This window comes from Streptomyces sp. NPDC091271 (assembly GCF_044757505.1).
Lineage (GTDB): Bacteria > Actinomycetota > Actinomycetes > Streptomycetales > Streptomycetaceae > Streptomyces.
The window spans coordinates 70,712-91,896 of sequence record NZ_JBIVVD010000003.1; the positions used below are offsets into that span (position 1 = coordinate 70,712).

18 protein-coding genes and 1 other RNA gene are annotated in these 21,185 nt (G+C 70.5%); 13 read left to right on the top strand and 6 right to left on the bottom strand.

All coding sequences use genetic code 11. The annotated features are described in order from the left end of the window. Position 1: 1 nt before the first annotated feature. Together ACIQM3_RS12070 and ACIQM3_RS12075 are read right to left on the bottom strand one after the other, a co-directional pair. Positions 2-883, bottom strand: a complete 882-nt coding sequence (locus ACIQM3_RS12070) for a RimK family alpha-L-glutamate ligase (protein WP_401622573.1) — start codon at positions 881-883, stop codon at positions 2-4. Then, positions 880-1,068 (bottom strand): lysine biosynthesis protein LysW, encoded by a 189-nt coding sequence (locus ACIQM3_RS12075; RefSeq protein ID WP_104786329.1) that lies wholly within the window; start codon positions 1,066-1,068, stop codon positions 880-882. The genes ACIQM3_RS12070 and ACIQM3_RS12075 overlap by 4 nt, the downstream gene beginning before the upstream one ends. Before the next feature lie 230 nt (positions 1,069-1,298). On the opposite strand from ACIQM3_RS12075, the gene ACIQM3_RS12080 reads away from it, so the two are divergent. Further along, a complete protein-coding gene (locus tag ACIQM3_RS12080) occupies positions 1,299-2,228 on the top strand; it encodes a hypothetical protein (protein WP_401622576.1) in 930 nt (309 codons plus the stop codon). Positions 2,229-2,268: 40 nt separating this feature from the next. Here ACIQM3_RS12080 and ACIQM3_RS12085 read toward each other — a convergent pair whose 3' ends face one another. Next, positions 2,269-2,958: a 50S ribosomal protein L11 methyltransferase gene (locus ACIQM3_RS12085; protein ID WP_401622579.1), complete on the bottom strand. Its 690-nt coding sequence runs from the start codon at positions 2,956-2,958 to the stop codon at positions 2,269-2,271. Between the two features lie 343 nt (positions 2,959-3,301). Here ACIQM3_RS12085 and ACIQM3_RS12090 point away from each other — a divergent pair, with 343 nt between their 5' ends. Continuing rightward, positions 3,302-5,251, top strand: coding sequence for a helix-turn-helix domain-containing protein (locus tag ACIQM3_RS12090; protein WP_401622582.1), 1,950 nt, complete (start codon positions 3,302-3,304; stop codon positions 5,249-5,251). Here the strand turns inward: ACIQM3_RS12090 and ACIQM3_RS12095 are convergent. Beyond that, positions 5,227-6,597, bottom strand: a complete 1,371-nt coding sequence (locus ACIQM3_RS12095; RefSeq protein ID WP_401622585.1) for an IS701 family transposase — start codon at positions 6,595-6,597, stop codon at positions 5,227-5,229. The two genes, ACIQM3_RS12090 and ACIQM3_RS12095, sit on opposite strands and share 25 nt — an antisense overlap. A 308-nt stretch (positions 6,598-6,905) precedes the next feature. Here ACIQM3_RS12095 and ACIQM3_RS12100 point away from each other — a divergent pair, with 308 nt between their 5' ends. Together ACIQM3_RS12100 and ACIQM3_RS12105 are read left to right on the top strand one after the other, a co-directional pair. Continuing rightward, positions 6,906-8,441 (top strand): arginine decarboxylase, encoded by a 1,536-nt coding sequence (locus ACIQM3_RS12100; protein WP_401622588.1) that lies wholly within the window; start codon positions 6,906-6,908, stop codon positions 8,439-8,441. A gap of 4 nt (positions 8,442-8,445) precedes the next feature. Beyond that, positions 8,446-10,005 (top strand): class I adenylate-forming enzyme family protein, encoded by a 1,560-nt coding sequence (locus ACIQM3_RS12105; protein ID WP_401622591.1) that lies wholly within the window; start codon positions 8,446-8,448, stop codon positions 10,003-10,005. A 32-nt stretch (positions 10,006-10,037) separates the two neighbouring features. Here ACIQM3_RS12105 and ACIQM3_RS12110 read toward each other — a convergent pair whose 3' ends face one another. Continuing rightward, positions 10,038-10,229, bottom strand: coding sequence for a hypothetical protein (locus ACIQM3_RS12110; protein WP_401622594.1), 192 nt, complete (start codon positions 10,227-10,229; stop codon positions 10,038-10,040). 258 nt (positions 10,230-10,487) lie between these two features. On the opposite strand from ACIQM3_RS12110, the gene ftsE reads away from it, so the two are divergent. The 5 genes from ftsE (at position 10,488) to ssrA (ending at position 14,396) form a co-directional block, all read left to right on the top strand. Beyond that, positions 10,488-11,177 (top strand): cell division ATP-binding protein FtsE, encoded by a 690-nt coding sequence (ftsE, locus tag ACIQM3_RS12115; RefSeq protein WP_031100680.1) that lies wholly within the window; start codon positions 10,488-10,490, stop codon positions 11,175-11,177. A gap of 23 nt (positions 11,178-11,200) precedes the next feature. Next, a complete protein-coding gene (ftsX, locus tag ACIQM3_RS12120) occupies positions 11,201-12,121 on the top strand; it encodes a permease-like cell division protein FtsX (RefSeq protein ID WP_356708698.1) in 921 nt (306 codons plus the stop codon). 68 nt (positions 12,122-12,189) lie between these two features. After that, positions 12,190-13,377 carry a S41 family peptidase gene (locus tag ACIQM3_RS12125; protein WP_401622598.1) on the top strand — a complete coding sequence of 396 codons (1,188 nt, stop codon included), beginning with the start codon at positions 12,190-12,192 and terminating at the stop codon, positions 13,375-13,377. Between the two features lie 18 nt (positions 13,378-13,395). Beyond that, positions 13,396-13,884, top strand: a complete 489-nt coding sequence (smpB, locus tag ACIQM3_RS12130) for an SsrA-binding protein SmpB (RefSeq protein WP_104786319.1) — start codon at positions 13,396-13,398, stop codon at positions 13,882-13,884. 124 nt (positions 13,885-14,008) lie between these two features. Next, positions 14,009-14,396: a transfer-messenger RNA gene (gene ssrA / locus ACIQM3_RS12135) on the top strand. 66 nt (positions 14,397-14,462) lie between these two features. Here the strand turns inward: ssrA and ACIQM3_RS12140 are convergent. Next, positions 14,463-15,671: an MFS transporter gene (locus ACIQM3_RS12140; RefSeq protein WP_401622601.1), complete on the bottom strand. Its 1,209-nt coding sequence runs from the start codon at positions 15,669-15,671 to the stop codon at positions 14,463-14,465. 83 nt (positions 15,672-15,754) lie between these two features. Between ACIQM3_RS12140 and ACIQM3_RS12145 the strand changes: the two genes are divergently transcribed. From ACIQM3_RS12145 to ACIQM3_RS12160, 4 genes are all read left to right on the top strand, one after another. After that, on the top strand, positions 15,755-16,726 hold the full coding sequence (locus ACIQM3_RS12145) for a LysR family transcriptional regulator (protein ID WP_401622604.1): 972 nt from the start codon (positions 15,755-15,757) through the stop codon (positions 16,724-16,726). A gap of 155 nt (positions 16,727-16,881) precedes the next feature. After that, the gene (locus ACIQM3_RS12150) at positions 16,882-17,547 is read left to right on the top strand and encodes a hypothetical protein (protein ID WP_401622606.1); all 666 of its coding nucleotides are present in this window, start codon (positions 16,882-16,884) and stop codon (positions 17,545-17,547) included. Next, positions 17,548-19,746, top strand: coding sequence for a glycosyltransferase (locus ACIQM3_RS12155; protein ID WP_401622609.1), 2,199 nt, complete (start codon positions 17,548-17,550; stop codon positions 19,744-19,746). It begins immediately after the preceding gene. After that, positions 19,743-21,047: an acyltransferase gene (locus ACIQM3_RS12160; RefSeq protein ID WP_401622612.1), complete on the top strand. Its 1,305-nt coding sequence runs from the start codon at positions 19,743-19,745 to the stop codon at positions 21,045-21,047. The genes ACIQM3_RS12155 and ACIQM3_RS12160 overlap by 4 nt, the downstream gene beginning before the upstream one ends. The last annotated feature ends 138 nt before the right edge of the window (positions 21,048-21,185 follow it).

A 21,185-nucleotide genomic window follows, 5' to 3' on the forward strand; every position in this document is an offset into this window, starting at 1 on the left:
GTCACGCGGCCGCGGGAAGCGTGGTGTCGCTGCACAGTTCCGCGATGTACGCGGCCAGATGGCCTGCCACGTTCACGCCGTGTACGGCGGACGAACGGGCGAAGTCGGGATTCGCGTTCACTTCGAGGACCAGGAGCTCGCCGGTGGCGAGATCCTCGATGAGATCGATTCCGTAGAAGCCCTCACCCAGTGCGTCGACGACCTGCGCACAGAGCTTCTCGATCGGTCCGGTGATCTCCAGCCGTTCGATCCGGGCGCCCAGGTGCGTGTTGGTGCGCCAGTTGTCCGAGACCCGCTGGATGGCGACCACGGGGGTGCGCCCCACCACCACGACCCGGAGGTCGTGGCCCGGCTTGTCGATGTACTGCTGCACCAGGACGGGGAACAGCTTGCCGCCGGCGTCCGCCGACTCGCGTCCGCCGACCCACGCCTCGAGGCAGTCCGTGTCGGTCACCTTGGTGACCCCGCGCCCCCAGGAACCGCTGACGGGCTTGATGACGGCAGGCAGGCCGAGCTCCGTCACGGTCCTGCGCACCTGGTCGTAGCTGAAGGTGTGGCGGGAGACCGGGTGGGGAACGCCGTGCCGGGCGAACAGCAGGGCCTGAAGACCTTTGTCGTTGCAGGTCTCGATGGTGGCGGCACGGTTGAGGGCCGTCACGCCGGTGAATTCGAGTCGTCGGGCGACCCCGACCGCCTCGCGGTGGGAGAGGTTGCGGATCACCGCGAAGGCGGGCGGGGGCGTCACCCCCGACACCACCTCGGCGAGGTCCTCCGCCAGCAGCGGCCGGACGTTCAGTCCCTCTTCGCGCAGGGCGTTGAGGAGGAGCTTCTCGTCCGGCCGCAGCATGGTGACCGAGAGCAGTACCTCGGGGGCGTCGGTCACTCGCCCCAGTCCTCTTCGACCTCGGGGGCCAGGGCGACGCGTACGACGGCGTCATCCTTCTCGACGATCTCGTGCTCCTGCCCGCAGGCGCCGCACTCGGTTATCTCGCCCCGCTCCCAGTCGTCCTGGATATCGAAGTCCGTGTCGCACACGAGGCACTGCGGTACGGAAATGGTTGCAGGCATTGCGGTCCTCTCGTCTCGTCGGGCACCGGGCCGGTGACCGCAACGAACATCCCGTTCCCGTGGCGAGGCGGCAAAGGGCGAGGAGGAATTCCGTCAACTGCCCCGGAATAAGTCAACTGTGCGCTGCGGTAATGACGGAGAACGGCGGACCTGACGGAAGAACGGCGGACCTGACGGAGAGCGGGAGCGCGGCTGTCGCGTGCGTGCGGGCTCCTCTAATCTCGGCTCCCATGATCAGCCCATTGGCAGCCGCGCTGTTGCGGCAACTGGCCGCCGAAGGCGTGGCCGGCTGGCTGGCGGAAGACGCGTCGGCACCCTTCGCACCGGCCCGGCTGCGCAGGTTCGCCGAGGACGGGAACTTCAGCGGTCTTCTCTCCGCCTCCGGGTCAGCCGACGCCGTACGCGAGGCCTGCGACGCGCTCCTGTGGGTGTACGAGGCGGCGGACGGCGACGCCGGACTGGTGTCCGCCGCCGTGGACCACGAGACGAGCCTCGCGGTGGACAGACCCAATCTGCTGGTGCGCATCGCGCCCGACGGCCCCGGCCTCCGGGCGGTCACCGCGACGGTCGCCGCCGGGCTCGGCGTCGACGTGTCGCCCGTCCGCTCGTTGGACAGCTGTGTCGAGGCCATGGACGCGTACTTCAGCGGACTGGAGCTGGCGCTCGCCGCGGGGCTGAGCCTGCGCCGGCTGGCCGCCGTCATCTCGGTGCCGGTGGGGGAGATCGACGCGGAGGTCGACGCCCGGCTGGCCCGGCTGGCGTCGCCGGAGGCCCTGCGGCATCGGGGCACGGCGGCGCTGGCGGTCGCCAGGCTGGCGTTCCGGATGCGTGAGGAGCGGCTGGGCGAGGAGTGGTGGCGGGTGCTCCGCGCCGCCGGTGCGCGGCCGCCCCGACTGGTGTGGACGGCGCCCCTGCCGCACCGGCTGACCGCACTGGTGGGGTGGCGGACCGCGCAGGCGGTGTCCGTGGAAGTGCTGGAGGAGGCCGTGGCCCATGGGGTGCCGAACGGCGACACGCTGCTGAAGGCGGACGAGGCGGGGCGGGCCGCCCTCGCGGCCCTCGACGAGGTGGGCATCGACATGACGGAGGTGTTCCGGGTCCTCGGCGCGACGTGCCGGGAGGACACGGGCCCGGTGAGGCAGGAGCGCCCGGCCGGATGACCCGGCCGGGCGCTTCTGCCTCACGATGCCTGCGGCACCCTCAGTCCGACGCGGCGACGACCTGGAGCAGCAGGTGCTCGACCACGTCGCTGCCGTACTCGCCCTCGGTGATCCGCTCGCTCGCGACCGTGCGCAGCTCGCGTCCGCACTCGGCTGCGATCTCGTACAGCCGCGCGACGTCGCCGCGGTCGCTGAAGTGCAGCAGCACCCTGCCGTCCGCGGTGACGGCGCCCGGGCCGTCGGTCAGGAAGCGGCGGTGGGCGCGGTAACCCGGATCCACGTACGCCGCCTCGTGGATCGACCCGTAGGAGTACGTGTCAGGGGCGCGCACGTAGTTGGAGCTCCAGAAGACGGTGTCGAACCGCTCGCCGCCCAGCCCGGAGAACAGGTCGCTGTGCACGGCGTCGAGTCGCTCCCGTACGCCATGACGCGCGGCGTTCATCTCCGCGTTACGTACGGCGGGCAGACTGATGTCGGCGGCGACCACACGCGTGCAGCCGGCCAGCGCGCTCAGCACGGCGACGACCCCGGTGCCGCAGCCGATCTCCAGGAACGAACCGCTCGGGGCGCCGGGCGGCCCGTCCGCCAGTCCCAGGAACCCGAGCGCCGTCTCCGTGGACGGCGAGAAGACCGGTGCGAACACCTCGTCCATCAGGTCCCACTCATGGCCGGCCATGCGGAAGACGGCCGGCCGGTCCTCCCGGGTGAGGGAGGCCCGGCTGCGCCGCAACGATCTCTCGTAGCCATGGACTTGTGGCACGGCCCGTGTCACGACGTGTGTCCCGGCTTGTGTCACCCTGGGTCCCCGTTCCGGTCCGTCATCGGTCGAGCGCCCGGTGCGGCGCTCCGGTCATGACGATGCCTTCGGCGGGATCACCGCAGGAAGGTGCTCCGGTCACAGCCTCGGGGACCGGGGCGGTGACCCGGCCACCCTCGACCCGCTCTGACCAGGGGCTTGACTTCTGCCCTGGGGTGGTTGACCGATCCAGCTCGCAGGTTTTAGGTTCACGGAAGGATGTTCGCGGTCCTACGTCCCGGAGTCCCCGGGGCGGCCCTGGGGGAGGGAACGACCATTGCCGAGCGACGACCATTCTGTACGTGAGGCTCTGTTCAGGCTGTTCGAGTTACTGGCGACGGAAGCACCCCCGGAGCGCTTCGAGGAAGTGATCCGCACCGCGCTGCCCGACCCCGCGGACACCGCGTCGGCCGCGCTGCTCGACCGGGCGAGGGGCCTCGCCCTGGACATCCACAGTCTCTTCGCCCGCAGGCATCAGCGCGAGGCCGGGCTCGCCGCCCTGGTCGACACCGCGAGGGAACTGACCCTGCCCTACGAGCTGGACGTGCTGCTCAAGGTCATCACCCGCCGCGCCCGGCTGCTGCTCAACCTCGACATGTCGTGGATCAGCTTCCACGATCCGGCCGAGGACTGTTCGTACGTCCGGGCCGCCGACGGGCACGCCTCCGCGATCACCGTGGGCTTCCGGATCCCCGGGACCGGCGGTCTCGGCAACCGGTCCAGGTCGCAGTCCATCCCGTTCTGGTCACCCGACTACCTGGACGACGACGGCTTCCCGCACTCCGGGGCGATCGACGACGTGGTGCGTGCCGAGGGGCTGCGGGCTCTGATGTCGGTGCCGCTGCACGACGGCGACCACGTCTTCGGGGCGCTGTACGTCGCCGACCGGAAGGTGCGCCACTTCGCACCGGACGAGATCACCCAGATGTCCTCGCTCGGCGACCTGGTCTCCGTGGCGATCAAGAAGGCCCGGCTGCTCGCCCAGGCCAGGGACGAGATATCCGAGCTGGAGCTCGACTCCTCCCGTGCCATGGACTTCTTCTCGGCGGCCCGCCATCTCCGCGAGACGCAGAGCCGCTTGATCGACCTCGTGCTGCGCGGCCGTGATCTGCACGAGCTCACCACCGCCGCGGCCGGAGCGCTCGACGGCACCCTGCTCGTACGTGACGTGGCCGGCCGCGACCTGGCGGCCACCGGCGTGGTCACCGCCCTCGACGAGGACGAGCTGCTCAAGACGGTCCTCGACGCGCACACCGAGCGGGCCCCGATCCGGTCGGCCGAGGGCCTCTGGTGCTGCCCCGCGGCCGCTGGCGACGAGATCCTCGCCACCCTCGTCTTCGAACCACGGGAGGCGGCCACCGACATCACCGCCCAGCTGCTGAGGATCGTCGCCCAGGCCGTCGCCGTACAGCTGCAGGTTCAGCGCAGTGCGGCAGCCGCCGAAGGACACATGCGCGACCAGCTCTTCCACGAGCTGCTCAGCTCCTCGCGCTACACACCGGAACAGCTCGCCCAGCGGGCCCGGAGGCTGGCCGTCGACCTGACGGAGCCGCATGTCGCCGTCGTGGCCCGCCCGGAGGGCGGGGCGCAGGGCAAGGCCGTCGTGTGGGCGTCCTCGTACGCCTACCGGCTCTCCGGCCTGAAGACCACGGACGGCGGGTGCATCGTCCTGCTGCTGCCGGGCACCGACCCGGGGGCGGCGGCGCGCGCCGTGTCGAGCGAGCTGTCCTCGGTCCTCGGCCACCCGGTGACGGCAGGTGCGGCCGGGCCGATCACCAGTGCCGTGACGATCGTCCAGACGTACCAGGAGGCGCGGCGCTGCCTGGACGCGCTGACCGCGCTGGGGGGTGACGGCGCCACCGCGTCGCCTCAGGAGCTGGGTTTTCTTGGCATGCTCCTGTCCGAGCAACCGGACACCGTCGCCTTCATCGCGTTCACCATCGGCCCCGTGCTGGACTACGACACCCAGCAGTGCACCGAGCTGGTGCGCACCCTCGAGGCCTACTTCGCCGCCGGGAGCAGCCCCACCCGCGCGGCCGAGAGTCTGCATGTGCACCCCAACACCGTCTCGCGGCGGCTGGAGCGCATCACCGACCTCCTGGGCGCGGGCTGGCAGGAGCCCGTGCGCGCCCTGGAGGTCCAGCTCGCCCTACGGCTGCACCGCGCCCGGCACACGCTCCGCAAGGGCAGCGCCGCGCCGCCTCACGCCGAGGCGCCCGCGACATAGGGGCTGGGCATGCGCCCCGGCCGGACCGTGCGGACCTGCCCCGGCGCGGAGGAGACGGACGGCACCAGCGCGGGCCCCGTGGAGTGCAGATGGTCCCGTGAGCGGGCCTGGTGGGGCATCGTGACCGGGATGTGCGTGGCGACCGGGAAAGGCGCCCGCGGGGCGTTCTCGCCCCAGCCCGTCCCGCCCAGCAGCGCCGCCGCGTGGGCGACGGAGGCCAGGGTGATGTGCCGGTGCCAGCCGCGGAAGGAGCGGCCCTCGAAGTCCCGCAGCCCGACCCGCTCCCCGACCTCCGTGTAGTCCCGCGAGACCCGGCGGGCGAGCCTGCTCATCCGCAGGAGCGCGGGCACGGGGGCCTGCGTCATATCGGTGAGCAGCAGCTCCCCGGCCGGCCGCAGCGGATCGTTCCACACCCCGAGCAGCAGCAGGCTGCGCTGCCCGCGCCCCGGCACGACGGTCCGGGCGAACGGCGCCCGCTGCGCGAACGCCACCGGCACGGCGACGACGAGCGCGCCCGATCCGTCCCGGCGTACCGCGTGGCGAAGGCCCTTGACCGCCTCGACGATCTGCTGTGCGGACACCGCGCCGGCGCCGTAGCCGGGGAGCGCCGGATCGGCCACGGCCAGCCGGCTCGACGGCCCGATCCTGGCCAGTACGGGGACACCGGAGTCGCCGAACTCCCGCATCAGCATGGGGAGGTCGTGCCCGCAGGCGTTCAGCAGCAGCGGCCGGCGCGGCACCGGCCAGCGGTTCATCGTCTCCAGGACCGTCGCGACCGCGCACTCGTCCGGCGACTCCGCGACGGTCTCCGCGGGAATGTCCGCGCGCCGCCGCCTCGAGCTGTCCTGCAGCCAGCACTCCGGCAGATGCAGCCGCCAGTTGACCGGGACGCTCATCTCCTCCGAGGCGAACCACAGGCCGAAGGCCCGCTGGCCGGGCGCCTCCCCGCCCGCCGCCGGACCCGCGGTCACCCCCACCGACTGGTCACCCGCCTTGGGGATGGACATCTGCTGCAGCACCCACGCCTGGGGCGGCACGGTCCGCTGCACATAGCAGGCCAGCGCCTCCCGGACCGGCGCCCAGTCCCAGGTGGAGCTGGAGATGAAGTGCTGCAGGCTCTGCTCGGCGGCCGAACCACCCACGAGGGAAGCGATGTTGCGCATGGTCTTGCGGCCGCCCACGGTCAGCAGCCCGCGCAGGTACTGCTCCCCCTTCGCGCGCTGGTCCCTCCTCCGTAGCGAGGCGGAGAACACCGCGGCGGCGAGTTCGGAGACCACATCGGACGGCTCGGCGCCGTCCGGGAATCCGGCGAACACATCCTTGGTCTGTTCCAGGTCTCCACTCATACGTCAACGGTGGCCCCTGGAGGGGGTGGCGGACGAGGTGCGCCGGGCACCAGATCGCTCCCGGTGATGGTGGGCGGACCACCACCACCCCGGCTTTCCGTGGCCCCGAACCCCCGATGTGCGGCCCGGCAGGGTGTGGCGTGACCACCTCTCCCACTGCCGAGGTGACGGAGCAAGTGACGGAACACCTGACGAAGTCACTTGCATCTGACGGGGCCGGGCGGCGGCCCTGTCGTATCAGGTTGTGGGTACGGAGAGTGGGTCCACGGCACCCTCGCGGGTGTTCCCTCACCTCCTGGAGCACTGCCATGCCAGAAGCCGGCAGCGGTACCGCAGTACGTCCGGGGCCCGGGGCCCTGCCCGCCTCGGCGAGCGGTGCACCGCTCGCCGAGGCGGTGCTCTCCGTCGCCCGCCGGGACATCGCCTCGTTCCACGCCCTTCCCCTGTCTCACGGGGGGTCCATCAGGAACTCGAAGATCCGTGATGTCTACGAAGCGCTGTTCGGGCAGGCGCAACTCGCCTCGGAGGTGTCGTACAGCGGCACGATGCTCGACTCGTTCTTCCGTCCACGCGGACCGCTGCGTGCCGCGCAGCAGCTCGCGGCGGCGAGCTTCGGCGCGGACTCCACCATCTTCCTGTCCGCCGGGACCAGCACCGCCAACCGGGTCGCGCTCGGGGCCCTGGTGCCGCCGGGCGGCCGGGTGCTCGCGGACCGCAGCTGCCACCAGTCCGTGCACTTCGCGCTCGGCGACATGACCGCCACGACGGAGTACGCGCCGATGCGCCGCTGCTGCGCCGACTGCCCGCGGACCTTCGCCGATCTGCGGCAGCTGCTCGACATGTTCGCCCTCGCCGTCGCCGAAGGCGTGCCGTACGACACGGTCGTGCTGTCCGCCGTCTCCTACGACGGTGTCCGCTACGACATGCCGGCGCTGCTGGGCGCCCTGGCCGAACTGCACCCCGCCGTGTCCGTCCTGGTCGACGAGGCCTGGGGTGCCGTCCACCGCTACCACCCGCGGCTCCAGCCGCTGACCGCCCTGGAGGCGGTGAGGCAGCTGCGCGAGTCCGATCCCGGGCTGCCGATGACCGTCGCGGTCACCCACTCCGCGCACAAGTCCATGTCGGCGCTGCGGCAGGGGTCGTACCTGCATCTGATGGGCGACGGCGAGATGCAGGAGCGGATCGCCCAGACCTTGTTCCAGTTCCACACCACCTCGCCGAGCTGGCCCGTGCTGGCCAGCCTCGATCTGGCCAGGCTGCAGGCAGAGGTGGAGGGCGAGGCGCTGCTGGACCGCTCGCTGAACCTGGCCAGGACCCTGCGTACCGAGATCCGGACGGACCCCCGGCTCTCGGCCTACCGCACGCTCGGACCCGAGGGACATCTGGGCGAACCGGGCCTGCTGGTCCACGACGACCCCACCCGCGTCCTGGTGGACATAGGCGCGCTGGGCATCACCGCGGCGGAGTTCCGCCGCATCCTGTTCGACGAGTACGCCCTGTACGTCGCGCGGGAGAGCGGCGACGCCGTCGTCTTCCACGTCCACATCGGCGTCGACGAAGGGATACTGCTGCGGCTGCTGGACGCCCTGCGCACCGTCCAGCGCACCTACCGGGCCGCTTCCGAAGCCCTGGCGGGGGATGTCGCCGAACACTTCATCATCGCGTACCCGCCGGGCATCCCGATCACCGTGCCCGGCGAGAAGCTCTCGGACCGGACCCGCGGCGAGCTCGACGCGCTGCGCACCAGCGGGGTCGAGATCTACACGTTGCGCCAGGGACGCACAGCGGCGGTCGCCCCCCTCGGCGGAACGGCGGACACGGCGGCCACAGCGGATACGGAGTGAACAGATGCTCAAACTCACGGACATTCGCAGGAACGCCTCCCGGCGCCCGGACGACACAGCGATCGTCGACGGCCCGGACCGGCTGACCTGGCAGCAGTTCGAGGACCGGACGGCCCGGGTGACGGCCGGACTGCACGCGGTCCTGCCTCCCGGGCGCCCGGCCCGGGCGGCGTTCGTCGCCGAGAACAGCTGGCAGCTGGTCGTCGTCATGGCCGCCTGTGCGAGCCTCGGCATCCCCTGCGTCGGCCTCGACTACACCGCGTCCCCCGAGGCGACGGCGCGCGCCCTGGAGCAACTGCGGCCCACCGTGCTGATCAGCACCACCAGGTGCCGGCCGCTCCTGGAGAGCGCGGGCATACCCGACCTCGACCCTGCCGACGTGCTCACCGTCCACCTGGACGGCTCCACCGAGGGAGCCCCGACGTACGCCTCCCTCGCGGCCACCGGCCCACGCGAAGTAAAGCCCGTGGAACAGCCGTTCGCGACGTACTGCTTCACCTCGGGTACGAGCGGTACGCCCAAGATGGTGATCCGGAACTTCTCCTTCGAGGAACGCCGACTCACCGCGCTGGTCGACCAGTTCGCGTTCGGTCCCGACGACGTGCATCTGGTGACGGTCCCGCTCTACCACTCCTCAGGGCCCGGCTGGGCGCGGGTCTTCCTGGCGCTCGGCGGCAGAATCGTCCTGTGCCCGGAGGGGGACGGGGCGGACATGGCCCGGCTGATCCGGACGGAGGGCGTCACCACCAGCCTGATGGTTCCGCCGGTTCTCGCGTCCCTGGTCTCGCACCCCGACTCCGGGGACCTGGCCGCCACGTCCCGGCTGCGGTTCGTGCTCTCCGGCGGGCGGCAGCTCAACCGGTGGCTGATCGCCACTGCCTGGGAGCGCCTCGGGCCGGTGCTGCACCTGTACTACGGCACCACCGAGACCGGTCTGAACACCCTGATCACACCGGACGAGCTGCACACCGTCCCCGGCAGGGCCGGGCGGGCCTGGGAGGGCAGCACCCTCGCGGTGGTCGACTCCCAGGGGCATCTGCTGCCGCCGGGCGTACGGGGCCGTGTCGCCATCGCGAGCTACCAGCTCATGGACGACTACGCCAACGCGCAGCCCGTGTTCCTGGACCTCGACCCGGGCGACGGCGACGGATCACGGCGCTTCCTGCTCACCGGCGACAGCGGGGTGCTCGACGCACAGGGTCACCTCGAACTCACCGGTCGTACGGACGGTGTCTCCAAGGTCGACGAGACGGCGCCGCTGGATGTGAACGTCTTCGGTCTCGAGTACGACCTGATGGACCTGCCCTGCGTGCGGGACACGGTGGTCCTCCGTGTCGACCTGCCCACGCTCGGTGACGCGCTGGTGGTGCCCTTCGTCCCCGTCTCCGCGGAGCGTGAGCCGGGAGGCCGCCGGGCCGTCCGGGCCGCCTGCGCCGGCCGGGTGCCCTGCCTGCCCGCCCATGTGCTGCCGGTCGCGTCGATCCCGTACAGCCCGACGGGCAAGGTGAGGGCGGCCGAGCTGCTCGAGCAGGTGCTTCCGCGGGTGCTCGCGGGAGAGGCCTGAGGAGGCCTTCGTGACCGGGTGTGACCGCCCGGTCACACGGCCTGGTGCACGAGCAGCGCCAGGGCGGCCATCAGGATCACCATCAGGGCGACCAGCATCGCGGGATTCAGTCCAGCGAACGGGCCGTCCTCCTGCATGCGCTCCCGGCTCGCCCGGCAGACGCTGCAGCGGCCCTCGCTCACGGGAGCCGCGCAGTTCGCGCACACCAGTCGGTCATAGGTCATGCGCTTTCCTCCTCCCGCGCGGCGGAGCCGCATACGCTTGCTCTCCGCACAACGCTCCGGGAAACCCAACCGTTCCCCCTACCACTCTGCCAGGTCGCGGGGGTTTCGGCGCGGCTCACGGGTCCAGGTCCGGCACGCCCCGGTTCGTGCGCCGTCGCGTTCCGTCACATAACGCCCATTGCCGGACGCCGACTGCACGCGTGAGTCCGGTTCGCGTATGGTCACGCTCACCTACTCCCGGCCGACCGTGGTGCATCCGTGATCCGATTCGACAACGTCTCCAAGACCTACCCGAAGCAGAGCCGTCCAGCTCTCCGGGACGTCTCACTCGACATCGAGAAGGGTGAGTTCGTCTTCCTGGTGGGCTCCTCCGGCTCCGGCAAGTCCACCTTCATGCGGCTCATCCTCCGCGAGGAGCGCGCCAGTCAGGGCATGGTCCATGTGCTCGGCAAGGACCTCGCGCGGCTGTCCAACTGGAAGGTGCCGCAGATGCGCCGCCAGCTGGGCACGGTCTTCCAGGACTTCCGGCTCCTCCCCAACAAGACCGTCGCCGAGAACGTGGCCTTCGCGCAGGAGGTCATCGGCAAGCCGCGCGGTGAGATCCGCAAGGCCGTGCCGCAGGTTCTCGACCTCGTGGGCCTCGGGGGCAAGGAGGACCGGATGCCCGGTCAGCTCTCCGGTGGTGAGCAGCAACGTGTCGCGATCGCGCGGGCGTTCGTCAACCGCCCCATGCTGCTGATCGCGGACGAGCCGACCGGCAACCTCGACCCGCAGACCTCCGTGGGCATCATGAAGCTGCTGGACCGGATCAACCGGACCGGCACCACCGTGATCATGGCGACCCACGACCAGAACATCGTCGACCAGATGCGCAAGCGCGTCATCGAGCTCGAGCAGGGCCGTCTCGTCCGTGACCAGGCGCGTGGCGTCTACGGCTACCAGCACTGAGCATCGAGTACTGAAAGGACGCCATGCGCGCCCAGTTCGTCCTGTCGGAGATCGGCGTCGGTCTTCGTCGTAACCTCACGATGACCTTCGCGGTCGTGATCTCCGTCGCCCTCTCGCTCGCCCTGTTCGGCGGTGCGCTGTTGATGCGCGAGCAGGTCAGCTCGATGAAGACCTACTGGTACGACAAGGTCAACGTCTCGATCTTCCTCTGCAACAAGAACGACGCCAAGGACGTGCCCAAGTGCGCCAAGGGCGCCGTCACGGCGGAGCAGAAGAAGGAGATCAAGGCCGACCTGGAGAAGATGGAGGCCGTCGAGAAGCCGGTTCTCTTCGAGACGGTCGACCAGGCGTACAAGCACTACCAGGAGCAGTTCGGCGACTCGCCGATGGCCGGCAACATCACGCCGGACCAGATGCAGGAGTCGTTCCGCGTCAAGCTGAAGGACCCGCAGAAGTACAAGGTGGTCGCGACGGCCTTCGCGGGCCGTGACGGGGTGCAGTCCGTCCAGGACCAGCGGAGCATCCTGGACAACCTCTTCGGGCTGATGAACGGCATGAATGTGGCCGCGATCTTCCTGATGGGGCTGATGCTGGTCATCGCGCTGATGCTCATCGTGAACACCGTCCGCGTCTCGGCGTTCAGCCGGAGACGGGAGACGGGCATCATGCGGCTGGTGGGGGCCTCGGGCTTCTACATCCAGATGCCGTTCATCATGGAGGCCGCCTTCGCCGGCCTGATCGGCGGACTCCTCGCCTGCGTGATCCTGATAGCGGCGCGGTACTTCCTGATCGACGGCGGACTCGCGCTCCAGGAGAAGCTGAACCTGATCGACTTCATCGGCTGGGAAGCGGTTCTCACGAAGCTTCCGCTGGTCCTCGCGATCGGGTTGCTGATGCCCGCCGTTGCCGCTCTCTTCGCGTTGCGCAAGTACCTCAAGGTGTGACGAGCGCCCCGTCCCGCATGCGGCCAACGAACCGTGTGCGGCCGGGGCGTTGTCCTAGACTCGGCCACATGCCGGGCCTTACGTACCATTTGAAACCCCGCGGTCTCTGCCGCGGGGCGGCCCTGACGTTGGTTTTCGCGAGCGTGCTGGCCACCGCCGCGGCCACCGGGTCCCTGCCCCGCGAGGACGGTGCGGGCACGGACATAGAGGCCCGTGCGGTGTCGTCCACCGTCGCTCCCGTGGACCGCGAGGAGATCGCGGACGCGGTCGCCGACGCGGAGGCCGACGGCAAGTCCGGTAAGGACGCCGCCGAGGAGGTCGTCAGCCGCAGCGGGGACCGCTGGGGCGCGGTCTACGACGAGCGGGAGTACGAGGAGTTCGAGCAGGCCCTCGACGGCTCGTACACCGGGGTGGGGATCTCCGCCCGCCGCTCGGCCCGCGGCGAGGTCACCGTGACCGGGGTCCGGACCGGCGGACCGGCGGAGCGGGCAGGGGTCCGCAAGGGCGATCTGCTGCGTACCGTGGACGGCCGTCCGGTCGAGAAGCGCCCCGTCGCCGAAGTGGTCGCGCTGCTGCGCGGGGACCGGACGAAGGCGGTGGAAGGCTCCTCCGTGGTGCTCGGGCTGAGCCGGGGCGGGCACTCCTGGGCCACGACCCTGCGCAGGGCCAGGCTCAGCACGGACCCGGTCAGCGTCCGGCGCCTCGGCCGGGCCCCCTCCTCGGCTGTCCTGATCAAGGTCGCCGCGTTCACCAAGGGCACCGGCACCGCGGTCCGCGACGCCGTGGACGAGGCGCCCGGGGACGCCGGGATCCTCCTGGACCTCCGGGCCAACGCGGGCGGCCTGGTCAGCGAGGCCGTCACCGCCTCCTCGGCCTTCCTGGACGGCGGGCTCGTCGCCACCTACGACGTGCACGGTGAGCAGCACGCCCTGTACGCCGAGCCCGGCGGGGACACCGGCCGGCCCGTGGTCGTGCTGGTGGACGGCGGCACGATGAGCGCCGCCGAGCTGCTGACCGGGGCGCTGCAGGACCGGGGGAGGGCCGTGACCGTGGGATCACGCACCTTCGGCAAGGGTTCCGTGCAGCTGCCCAGCAAGCTCCCGGGCGGTTCGGTGGCCGAGCTGACCGTCGGGCAGTACCGCACCCCGGCGGGCCGCACCGTCGAGGGAAGCGGCATCACGCCGGACGTGGGGGCGGGTCCGGAGGCCCAGCAGCGGGGCGAAACAGTATTGAGTGGCCTCGGGGGTGGGTCGTAGTGCGAAAATGACCGCACTATGGCCAAGGAAAAAGACACCGGGCGCAAGATGATTGCGCAGAACAAGAAGGCGCGGCACGACTACCACGTCCTCGACACCTACGAGTGCGGCCTCGTGCTCATGGGCACGGAGGTCAAGTCGCTGCGGATGGGCAGGGCGTCGCTGGTCGACGGCTTCGTCCAGATCGACAACGGGGAGGCGTGGCTGCACAACATCCACGTCCCGGAGTACGTGCAGGGCACCTGGACCAACCACTCGGCCAAGCGCAAGCGCAAGCTGCTCCTGCACCGGGCCGAGATCGACAAGCTGTCGTCCAAGTCGCAGGAGACGGGCCACACGATCGTGCCGCTCGCGCTGTACTTCAAGGACAGCCGCGTCAAGGTCGAGATCGCGCTCGCGAAGGGCAAGAAGGAGTACGACAAGCGCCAGACGCTGCGCGAGAAGCAGGACACGCGGGAGACGAACCGCGCGATCTCGGCGGCCCGCAGGCGCCAGCGCAGCGCGTAGCCGGACCGGCGCGGCCGGGGCCCGCGCCCCGGAGCTGCCGGAATACAGTGGCATCCGCGTGCGTTGGTCACGTACGATGGGCCGTGCACCCCACAGAGGGTGTGCGCATTTGACAAAACAACATGGGGATGATCGGTTTCGACAGCGGATGTCGAAGCAGGGGAAGCGAGTCGAGGAAGCGGCAATGATCTCGTAAACCATATGTCGCAAACAATAATCGCCAATTCCAAGCGCGATTCCTCCGCCTTCGCCCTCGCTGCCTAATTAGCAGCTAAGCGAAGACTCTGCGGAGTGTCAGCCCGGGGTTGATCCCGACCCGGATCCTGGCATCAACTAGGGATCTAAACTTCTAAGCCCGGTCACGGGGCTCAGAAGGAAATCAAACAGTGACTGGGCCTGTCGGAGGCTTGTTCGCGTGACCTCCGGGGCCGAGAAAAGCGTAGCGAACTGCACTCGGAGAAGCCCTGGTTCCGCACCGTTGGACGCGGGTTCGATTCCCGCCATCTCCACAATTCCCATGTGAACGAGGACCCCGTTGCCCCTGGCAGCGGGGTCCTCGTTTTTATACGTGGCTCCCTTCACGCCCTGCGCGTTCCCACGGATGCCACGGCCAGGGCGAGGGCCGCCGCGCACACCGGCGCCGCGTAACCGCTCACCGTCCCGGCGTGCTCCACCGTCCAGCCGCCCGCCGCGGACCCTGCCGCTATGCCGCCGAGCAGCGCGGTGACGGCCAGCGTCATGCCCTCGTTGAGCTGCGCCTGCGGGGTGAGCCGCTGGATCAGCGTCATGCCGGTGACCATGGTGGGCGCCGTCGCCGCCCCCGCCAGCAGCAGGCAGCCCGCCAGGACGAGCAGCGAGTCGGTCGTGGCCGCGGCGATCAGGGGGAGCGACATCAGGACGGTCATCCCCGTCAGGCAGAGCAGCAGCCGGCGCCCGACGGCCGCTGCCGGGCGCAGTGACCCGTACAGCAGCCCGGCGACGCAGGAGCCGCCGGCCTGGAGCGCGAGGATCGCGCCTCCGGCGTGGGCGATGGAGACGACCTCCATCGCCCCGAAGACCGCCCCCGTCGCGAGGAAGACGGCGAGCAGGGCGGGGATGCCCGGGGTGCGCAGGGGGGAGGCCGCCCGTGTGCGGGAGGCCACCGGCGGTTCGGTCGCACGCTGCGCGGCGAAGACCAGGACGCCGGTCATGAGCAGGATCGCGCCGGTGAGGGTGCCGGCCTCGGGGAAGAGCGCCCCGCACAGGGACGCCGCGAGGACCGGGCCGAGCATGAAGCACAGCTCGTCGGCGGCCTGTTCGAAGGAGTTCGCCGTGTGCAGGGCCGCCGGGTCGCCCCGGTGCAGATGGGCCCAGCGGGCCCGCGACATACCGCCGGTGTTCGGGGTGGTGGCCGTAGCGGCGTAGGCGGCGAAGAGTGTCCAGACCGGTGCGTCGTAGTGCACGCAGAGGACCAGGGACAGCGAGCCGAGTACGGCGACCGCGGTGGCGGGTACGGCGATCCTGGCCTGCCCGTAACGGTCGACGAGGCGCGCCGTCCAGGGGGCGACCACGGCGGTCGCGGCCAGTCCGGTCGCGGTGACGGCCCCCGCCAGGGCGTACGAGCCGTGCGCCCCGGCGATCATGATGACGGCGCTGACGCTGAACATGCCCATGGGGAGCCGGGCGAGGAGATTACCCGCGGTGAACGCGCGCGCTCCGGGGGTGGCGAGGAGCCGCACGTAGGGATTGGAGGGGGCGAGGGTGGGCGGGGCGACAGCGAGGGCCGGAGCGGCGGTTTCATGAGGCACGCGTCCACCCTCGGATCGAGCGGCCCGTGGCGTCCAACACCTGATCGGATCTTATTGACGCACTTCTGTTGTAAATTGGTCCGGTGGTCGCAACCGACATCGATCCCCGCCTCCTCCGTGCCTTCGTCACGGTGGCGGAGGAGCTGCACTTCACCCGGGCCGCCGCGCGGCTCTACGTCGCCCAGCAGGCGCTGAGCCGGGACATCCGCCGGCTGGAGCGCGAGCTGGGCCGGGAGCTCTTCGTCCGCACCACCCGGCAGGTGTCGCTCACCGTCGACGGGGAACGCCTCGTCCCGTACGCCCGCCGGGTGCTCGACGCGCACGCCGCGCTCTCCGCCGCCTTCGCGGACCCGGCGGACCGGCCGTTGCTCGTCGATCTCAACACCGACGGGATGACGGCGGCCCGCGTGCTGGCCCGCGCACGGGAGCTCGCGCCGGAGTGCGAGCTGATGGCGCGCTTCGAGAGCGGGCTGACCTGGGCGGCGGGTGAGGTGCTCGCCGGACGGCTCGACGTCTCCTTCGGGCGGGCCGCCGGGCTCGACTCCGCGGTGCTCGCCCAGCTCTCCGTACAGCCGGTGCGGTACGAGCCGATGGCGGTCCTCCTGCCGCACGGTCATCCTCTGGCGGGGCGCGAAGAGGTCGCCATGAGCGACCTGACCGGTGAAACCGTCTACGCCGGGGCGGGCAATGCGCGCACGCTGGAGTGGACGGATCTCGCGGCCGCACTCTTCGCGGAGTGGGACGTCGTCCTGGCTCCACCTGCACCGCTCGCCGTCGGAGTGGCCGAATTCCAGCGGGTGATGGCGAAGACGGGGAACCCCGTGCTGGCCGTCGCGGGCTTCCCGCCGCTGCCGGGGACGGTGCTGCGCCCGCTCGTGCGGCCGGTGCCGCTGTCGCCGCTGCTGATGGTGTGGCGCAAGGGGCTCGACCACCCCGGCCTCTCCGCGTTGCGTGCCGCGGCGGCCGAACTCGCCGGAACAGAAGGATGGATGGTACGGCCATCGACATCGTGGCTACCGGAAGCCGATGTGTCACTTATGAGTCACTGTTCATGAACAAGAGGTGATACCGCCCTCTTCCGGCCGCCGGCGTGCGCTACATTCGGGGTTTCGGGTGCTCGGTGGCAGGTGGCGCGCGGATGGGGTGGGGGCCCGGTCCGATAGCACGATTCCAGTCATTTCCCGCGCACCCGTTTCATTGAGTGGGGGAAGTGCGATCACCTGTGGAAAATTGGCGCGAAGGTACCCGTACCGGGCACACGCATGAGCCGAACGACGTCACCGTCCAACTGGACGGACTCGGGCGTCAGCTCTCCGAACTACCCGTCGAACCCGGCCCTCCGGACCCTTCCGACGGTCCGGTCTTCGTCGACGAGAGCGGTCGCCGGAGCAAGACGTACAGGCGTGTGGGCTGGGTGCTCGCCGCGATCTGCGCGGTGTACGCGGTGACCCTCGTGGTCGCCGTGCTCGGAGGGAACTCCAGCGCTCCCTGGCTGCCGCTCTCCAGGCAGGAGGAGAAGCACGCGGAAGAGGTCGAGGTGCGGCCCGCTCCGAGTGACGCCGCCGTGTCCGAGAGCCCCGGAGCGACGCCGAGCGCCTCCGCCTCGGCCTCCGGCACCGGGGTGGCCCCTCCACCGTCCGGCGCCTCCGCGTCCGGCTCCGCCGGGCCCGGCGCGAGCGCCTCGGCCTCCGCGGCCGCCAAGCCTCCCCGGACCGGCACCTCTTCGGCCCCCGTCGTCCCGGGCGACGCGGTCTCCGAACAGCCGACCGGTGACCCGTCGCCGCCGGCCACCACCGAGCCGGCCGTCGACGACAGCCCGCCGGCCTCCCCGGACCCCTCGGAGTCACCGGTGCAACCACAAGAAGGCGCTCAGTAGATGACAACCCCCGTTTCGCGGGGCAGACACAACCGGAAGAAGAAGCGGACCGTCAGGCGCAGGCTTCCCATGCGCTATCTGCTTCCGTCACTCCTTCTTGTGGCCCTGCTCGCCATGCTCATGCTGCGTGGATACGTGCACAGCGAGATCCTCGCCGACCACCGTGTCCAGCCACCCGCTCCCACCACCCAGGTACCCGACAAGGTGCTCGAGGGCGGTCCGGTGATCGACGCCCGCGCGGCGGGCGAGGAAGCCGAGACGCTCCGGATACCCGACCACAAGATCGTCCTGACCTTCGACGACGGCCCCGATCCGGTCTGGACCCCGCGGGTCCTGGACGAGCTCAAGAAGCACCACGCGCACGGCGTCTTCTTCGTCACGGGCACCATGGCCTCGCGCTACCCGGACCTCGTCGAGCGGATGGTCGACGAGGGGCACGAGGTCGGGCTGCACACCTTCAACCACCCCGACCTCTCCTTCCAGTCCACCAGCCGCATCGACTGGGAGCTCTCCCAGAACCAGCTGGTGCTGGCGGGCGCGGCCGGCATCCGTACGTCGCTGTTCCGACCGCCGTACTCCTCGTTCTCGGACGCCATGGACGACAAGTCCTGGCCGGTCACGCAGTACATCGGCAGCCGCGGCTACCTCACCGTCGTGAACAACACCGACAGCGAGGACTGGAAGCGCCCCGGCGTCCACGCGATCATCGAGCGTGCCACGCCCGAGCACGGCAAGGGCGCGATCATCCTGATGCACGACTCCGGAGGCGACCGGTCCCAGACCGTGGCCGCCCTGGGGAAGTTCCTGCCGAAGATGCAGGAGCGGGGTTACGACTTCACCAACCTGACGTCGGCGCTCGGCGCCCCCAGCGCGCACACCCCGGTCACCGGGTTCGCGCTCTGGAAGGGCAAGGCGTTCATAGGAGCGGTGGGGATCTCCGAACACATCACCGGCGTCCTGGTGGTGGGCCTCGCCGTCATCGGCGTGCTGGTGATGGTCCGCTTCGGTCTGATGCTCCTGCTGTCCTTCCTGCACGCCAGGAAGGTGCGCCGCAGGAACTTCAGCTGGGGCGAGGAGTTCACCCGGCCCGTCTCGGTCCTCGTTCCCGCGTACAACGAGCGTGAGTGCATCGAGGCGACCGTCCGGTCGCTGGTGGCGAGCGACTACCCGATCGAGGTCATCGTCATCGACGACGGCTCGACGGACGGCACGGCCGACCTCGTCGAGGCGATGTGGATCCCGAACGTCCGGGTCGTGCGCCAGCGCAACGCCGGCAAGCCAGCGGCCCTCAACAACGGAATCGCGCACGCCCGTTACGACATCGTCGTGATGATGGACGGCGACACGGTCTTCGAACCCTCCACCGTGCGCGAGCTCGTGCAGCCGTTCGCCGATCCCAGGGTCGGAGCGGTCGCCGGCAACGCCAAGGTCGGCAACCGCGACTCGCTGATCGGCGCCTGGCAGCACATCGAGTACGTGATGGGCTTCAACCTCGACCGCAGGATGTACGACCTCCTGGGATGCATGCCCACCATCCCCGGTGCGGTCGGTGCCTTCCGCCGGGAGGGGCTGGACCGGATCGGCGGCATGAGCGAGGACACCCTCGCCGAGGACACCGACGTCACCATGGCGCTGCACCGCGACGGCTGGCGCGTCGTCTACGCGGAGAACGCCCGGGCCTGGACCGAGGCCCCCGAGTCGGTGCAGCAGCTCTGGTCGCAGCGCTACCGGTGGTCCTACGGCACGATGCAGGCCATCTGGAAGCACCGCCGCGCGGTCATCGAGAAGGGGCCCTCGGGCCGCTTCGGACGTGTGGGCCTGCCGTTCGTCTCCCTGTTCATGGTCGTCGCCCCGCTGCTGGCGCCCCTCATCGACGTCTTCCTGCTGTACGGACTGGTCTTCGGCCCGACGGGGAAGACGGTCGCGGCCTGGTTCGGCGTCCTGCTGGTGCAGGCCGTCTGCGCCGCGTACGCCTTCCGGCTCGACCGGGAGCGCATGACGCATCTGATCTCCCTGCCGCTCCAGCAGATCCTCTACCGGCAGCTGATGTACGTCGTGCTGCTCCAGTCCTGGATCACCGCTCTCACCGGTGGCCGGCTGCGCTGGCAGAAGCTGCGCCGCACGGGCGTGGTGGAGGCGCCGGGCGGCACACAGAACCGCCGTAAGGACACGGACAGGGACCGGAGGCCGGTGGCATGACCTACCCCGACCAGAGGCACGCACCGGCCGGTGCCTACCCCGACCAGAGGCACGCACCGGCCGGTGCCGGGTACACCGCGCCACTGCCCGTCCCACCCGCCCCCGCGGCGTACCCGGAGTACGCCCCTGCCGCCCCGGAGGCCGCGGGGAAGGCTCCCGCGCCCCGTGCCAAGCCCGGCCGTGACCGCTACCTCGATCTGCTCAGGGCCGTGGCCCTCGTCCGTGTCGTGGTCTTCCACCTCTTCGGCTGGGCCTGGCTGACCGTTCTCTTCCCGTCCATGGGCGTGATGTTCGCCCTGGCCGGTTCGCTGATGGCCCGCTCGCTGGCCCGGCCGGCGGGCAGCGTCATCCGCAGCCGGCTGCGGAGGCTGCTCCCTCCGATGTGGGCGTTCTCGCTCGTCGTCGTGCCGGTGATGTTCGCGCTGAGCTGGAAGCCCGTCCGGGAGGAGGGGCTGTGGTGGTTCATCAAGCTCGGCAGCTACCTCTTCCCGCTCGGCTCGCCTCCGTACCCCGAGGAGAGCGGTTCCACCGGCGGGTGGCTGGAGCTGAGCTGGGCCGACCAGGCGGCGGGGCCGCTCTGGTACATCCGTGCCTACCTCTGGTTCGTGCTCGCTTCGCCGCTGCTGCTCAAGGCGTTCCGCAGGCTGCCGTGGGCCACGCTGCTCGCCCCGGTCGCGCTCACCGCCGTGATCGGCACGGGCCTCGTGACCGTCCCCGGCACCTTCGGCGAGGGTCTCCTCGACTTCGCCGTGTTCGGATCCTGCTGGGTCCTGGGCTTCGCGCACAACGACGGACTGCTCAAGGAGATCCCGCGCTATCTGGCGGTGTCCTCCGCCGCGATCGTCATGGGCTTCGGCCTGTGGTGGGCGGCCGGGCACCTCACCGAGGAGGGCTGGAACCTGGACGAGATCCCACTCGCCCAGGCCACCTGGTCCCTCGGCTTCTGCGCGATCCTCCTGATCTACGCCCCGTCCTGGAAGAAGCTCCCCGGCAGGCTCGCCGGCTGGGACAGCCTGGTCACGCTGGCCAACAACCGGGCCGTGACGATCTACCTGTGGCACAACCTGCTGCTGATGGCCGCCGCGCACCTCGTGGACGAGCTCTGGAACATCCCGTGGTTCGGCGACACGTTCGGTACGTATATAGAACAGTCGTACGAAGTGCTGGTCCTGATCGCGATCTGGCCGCTCATAGGGCTCGCCATCCTGGCCTTCGGCTGGGTCGAGGACGTCGCCGCCAAGCGCCGGCCGCGCCTGTGGCCGAACGGGGCGGTCCGGGCGGGCGGGTCGCGCAGGGCCTGATCCGGACGGCAGGGGGTGCGGCGGGCCCGGCTCACCGCACCCCCGGCGCCCGAGTGAGAGCAAGGTTGCGCACCGGTCACCTCACGGCACCGCACCGAAACGCGGGCTCACTAGCGTCGTCAGGACAACACCCCGACC

Coding starts and splice junctions, on each gene's coding strand:
- ACIQM3_RS12075 (WP_104786329.1), bottom strand. CDS start 1,068: ATGCCTGCAACCATTTCCGTACCGCAGTGCCTCGTGTGCGACACGGAC.
- ACIQM3_RS12080 (WP_401622576.1), top strand. CDS start 1,299: ATGATCAGCCCATTGGCAGCCGCGCTGTTGCGGCAACTGGCCGCCGAA.
- ACIQM3_RS12095 (WP_401622585.1), bottom strand. CDS start 6,597: ATGAGTGGAGACCTGGAACAGACCAAGGATGTGTTCGCCGGATTCCCG.
- ACIQM3_RS12100 (WP_401622588.1), top strand. CDS start 6,906: ATGCCAGAAGCCGGCAGCGGTACCGCAGTACGTCCGGGGCCCGGGGCC.
- ACIQM3_RS12105 (WP_401622591.1), top strand. CDS start 8,446: ATGCTCAAACTCACGGACATTCGCAGGAACGCCTCCCGGCGCCCGGAC.
- ACIQM3_RS12110 (WP_401622594.1), bottom strand. CDS start 10,229: ATGACCTATGACCGACTGGTGTGCGCGAACTGCGCGGCTCCCGTGAGC.
- ftsX (WP_356708698.1), top strand. CDS start 11,201: ATGCGCGCCCAGTTCGTCCTGTCGGAGATCGGCGTCGGTCTTCGTCGT.
- ACIQM3_RS12125 (WP_401622598.1), top strand. CDS start 12,190: ATGCCGGGCCTTACGTACCATTTGAAACCCCGCGGTCTCTGCCGCGGG.
- smpB (WP_104786319.1), top strand. CDS start 13,396: ATGGCCAAGGAAAAAGACACCGGGCGCAAGATGATTGCGCAGAACAAG.
- ACIQM3_RS12155 (WP_401622609.1), top strand. CDS start 17,548: ATGACAACCCCCGTTTCGCGGGGCAGACACAACCGGAAGAAGAAGCGG.
- ACIQM3_RS12160 (WP_401622612.1), top strand. CDS start 19,743: ATGACCTACCCCGACCAGAGGCACGCACCGGCCGGTGCCTACCCCGAC.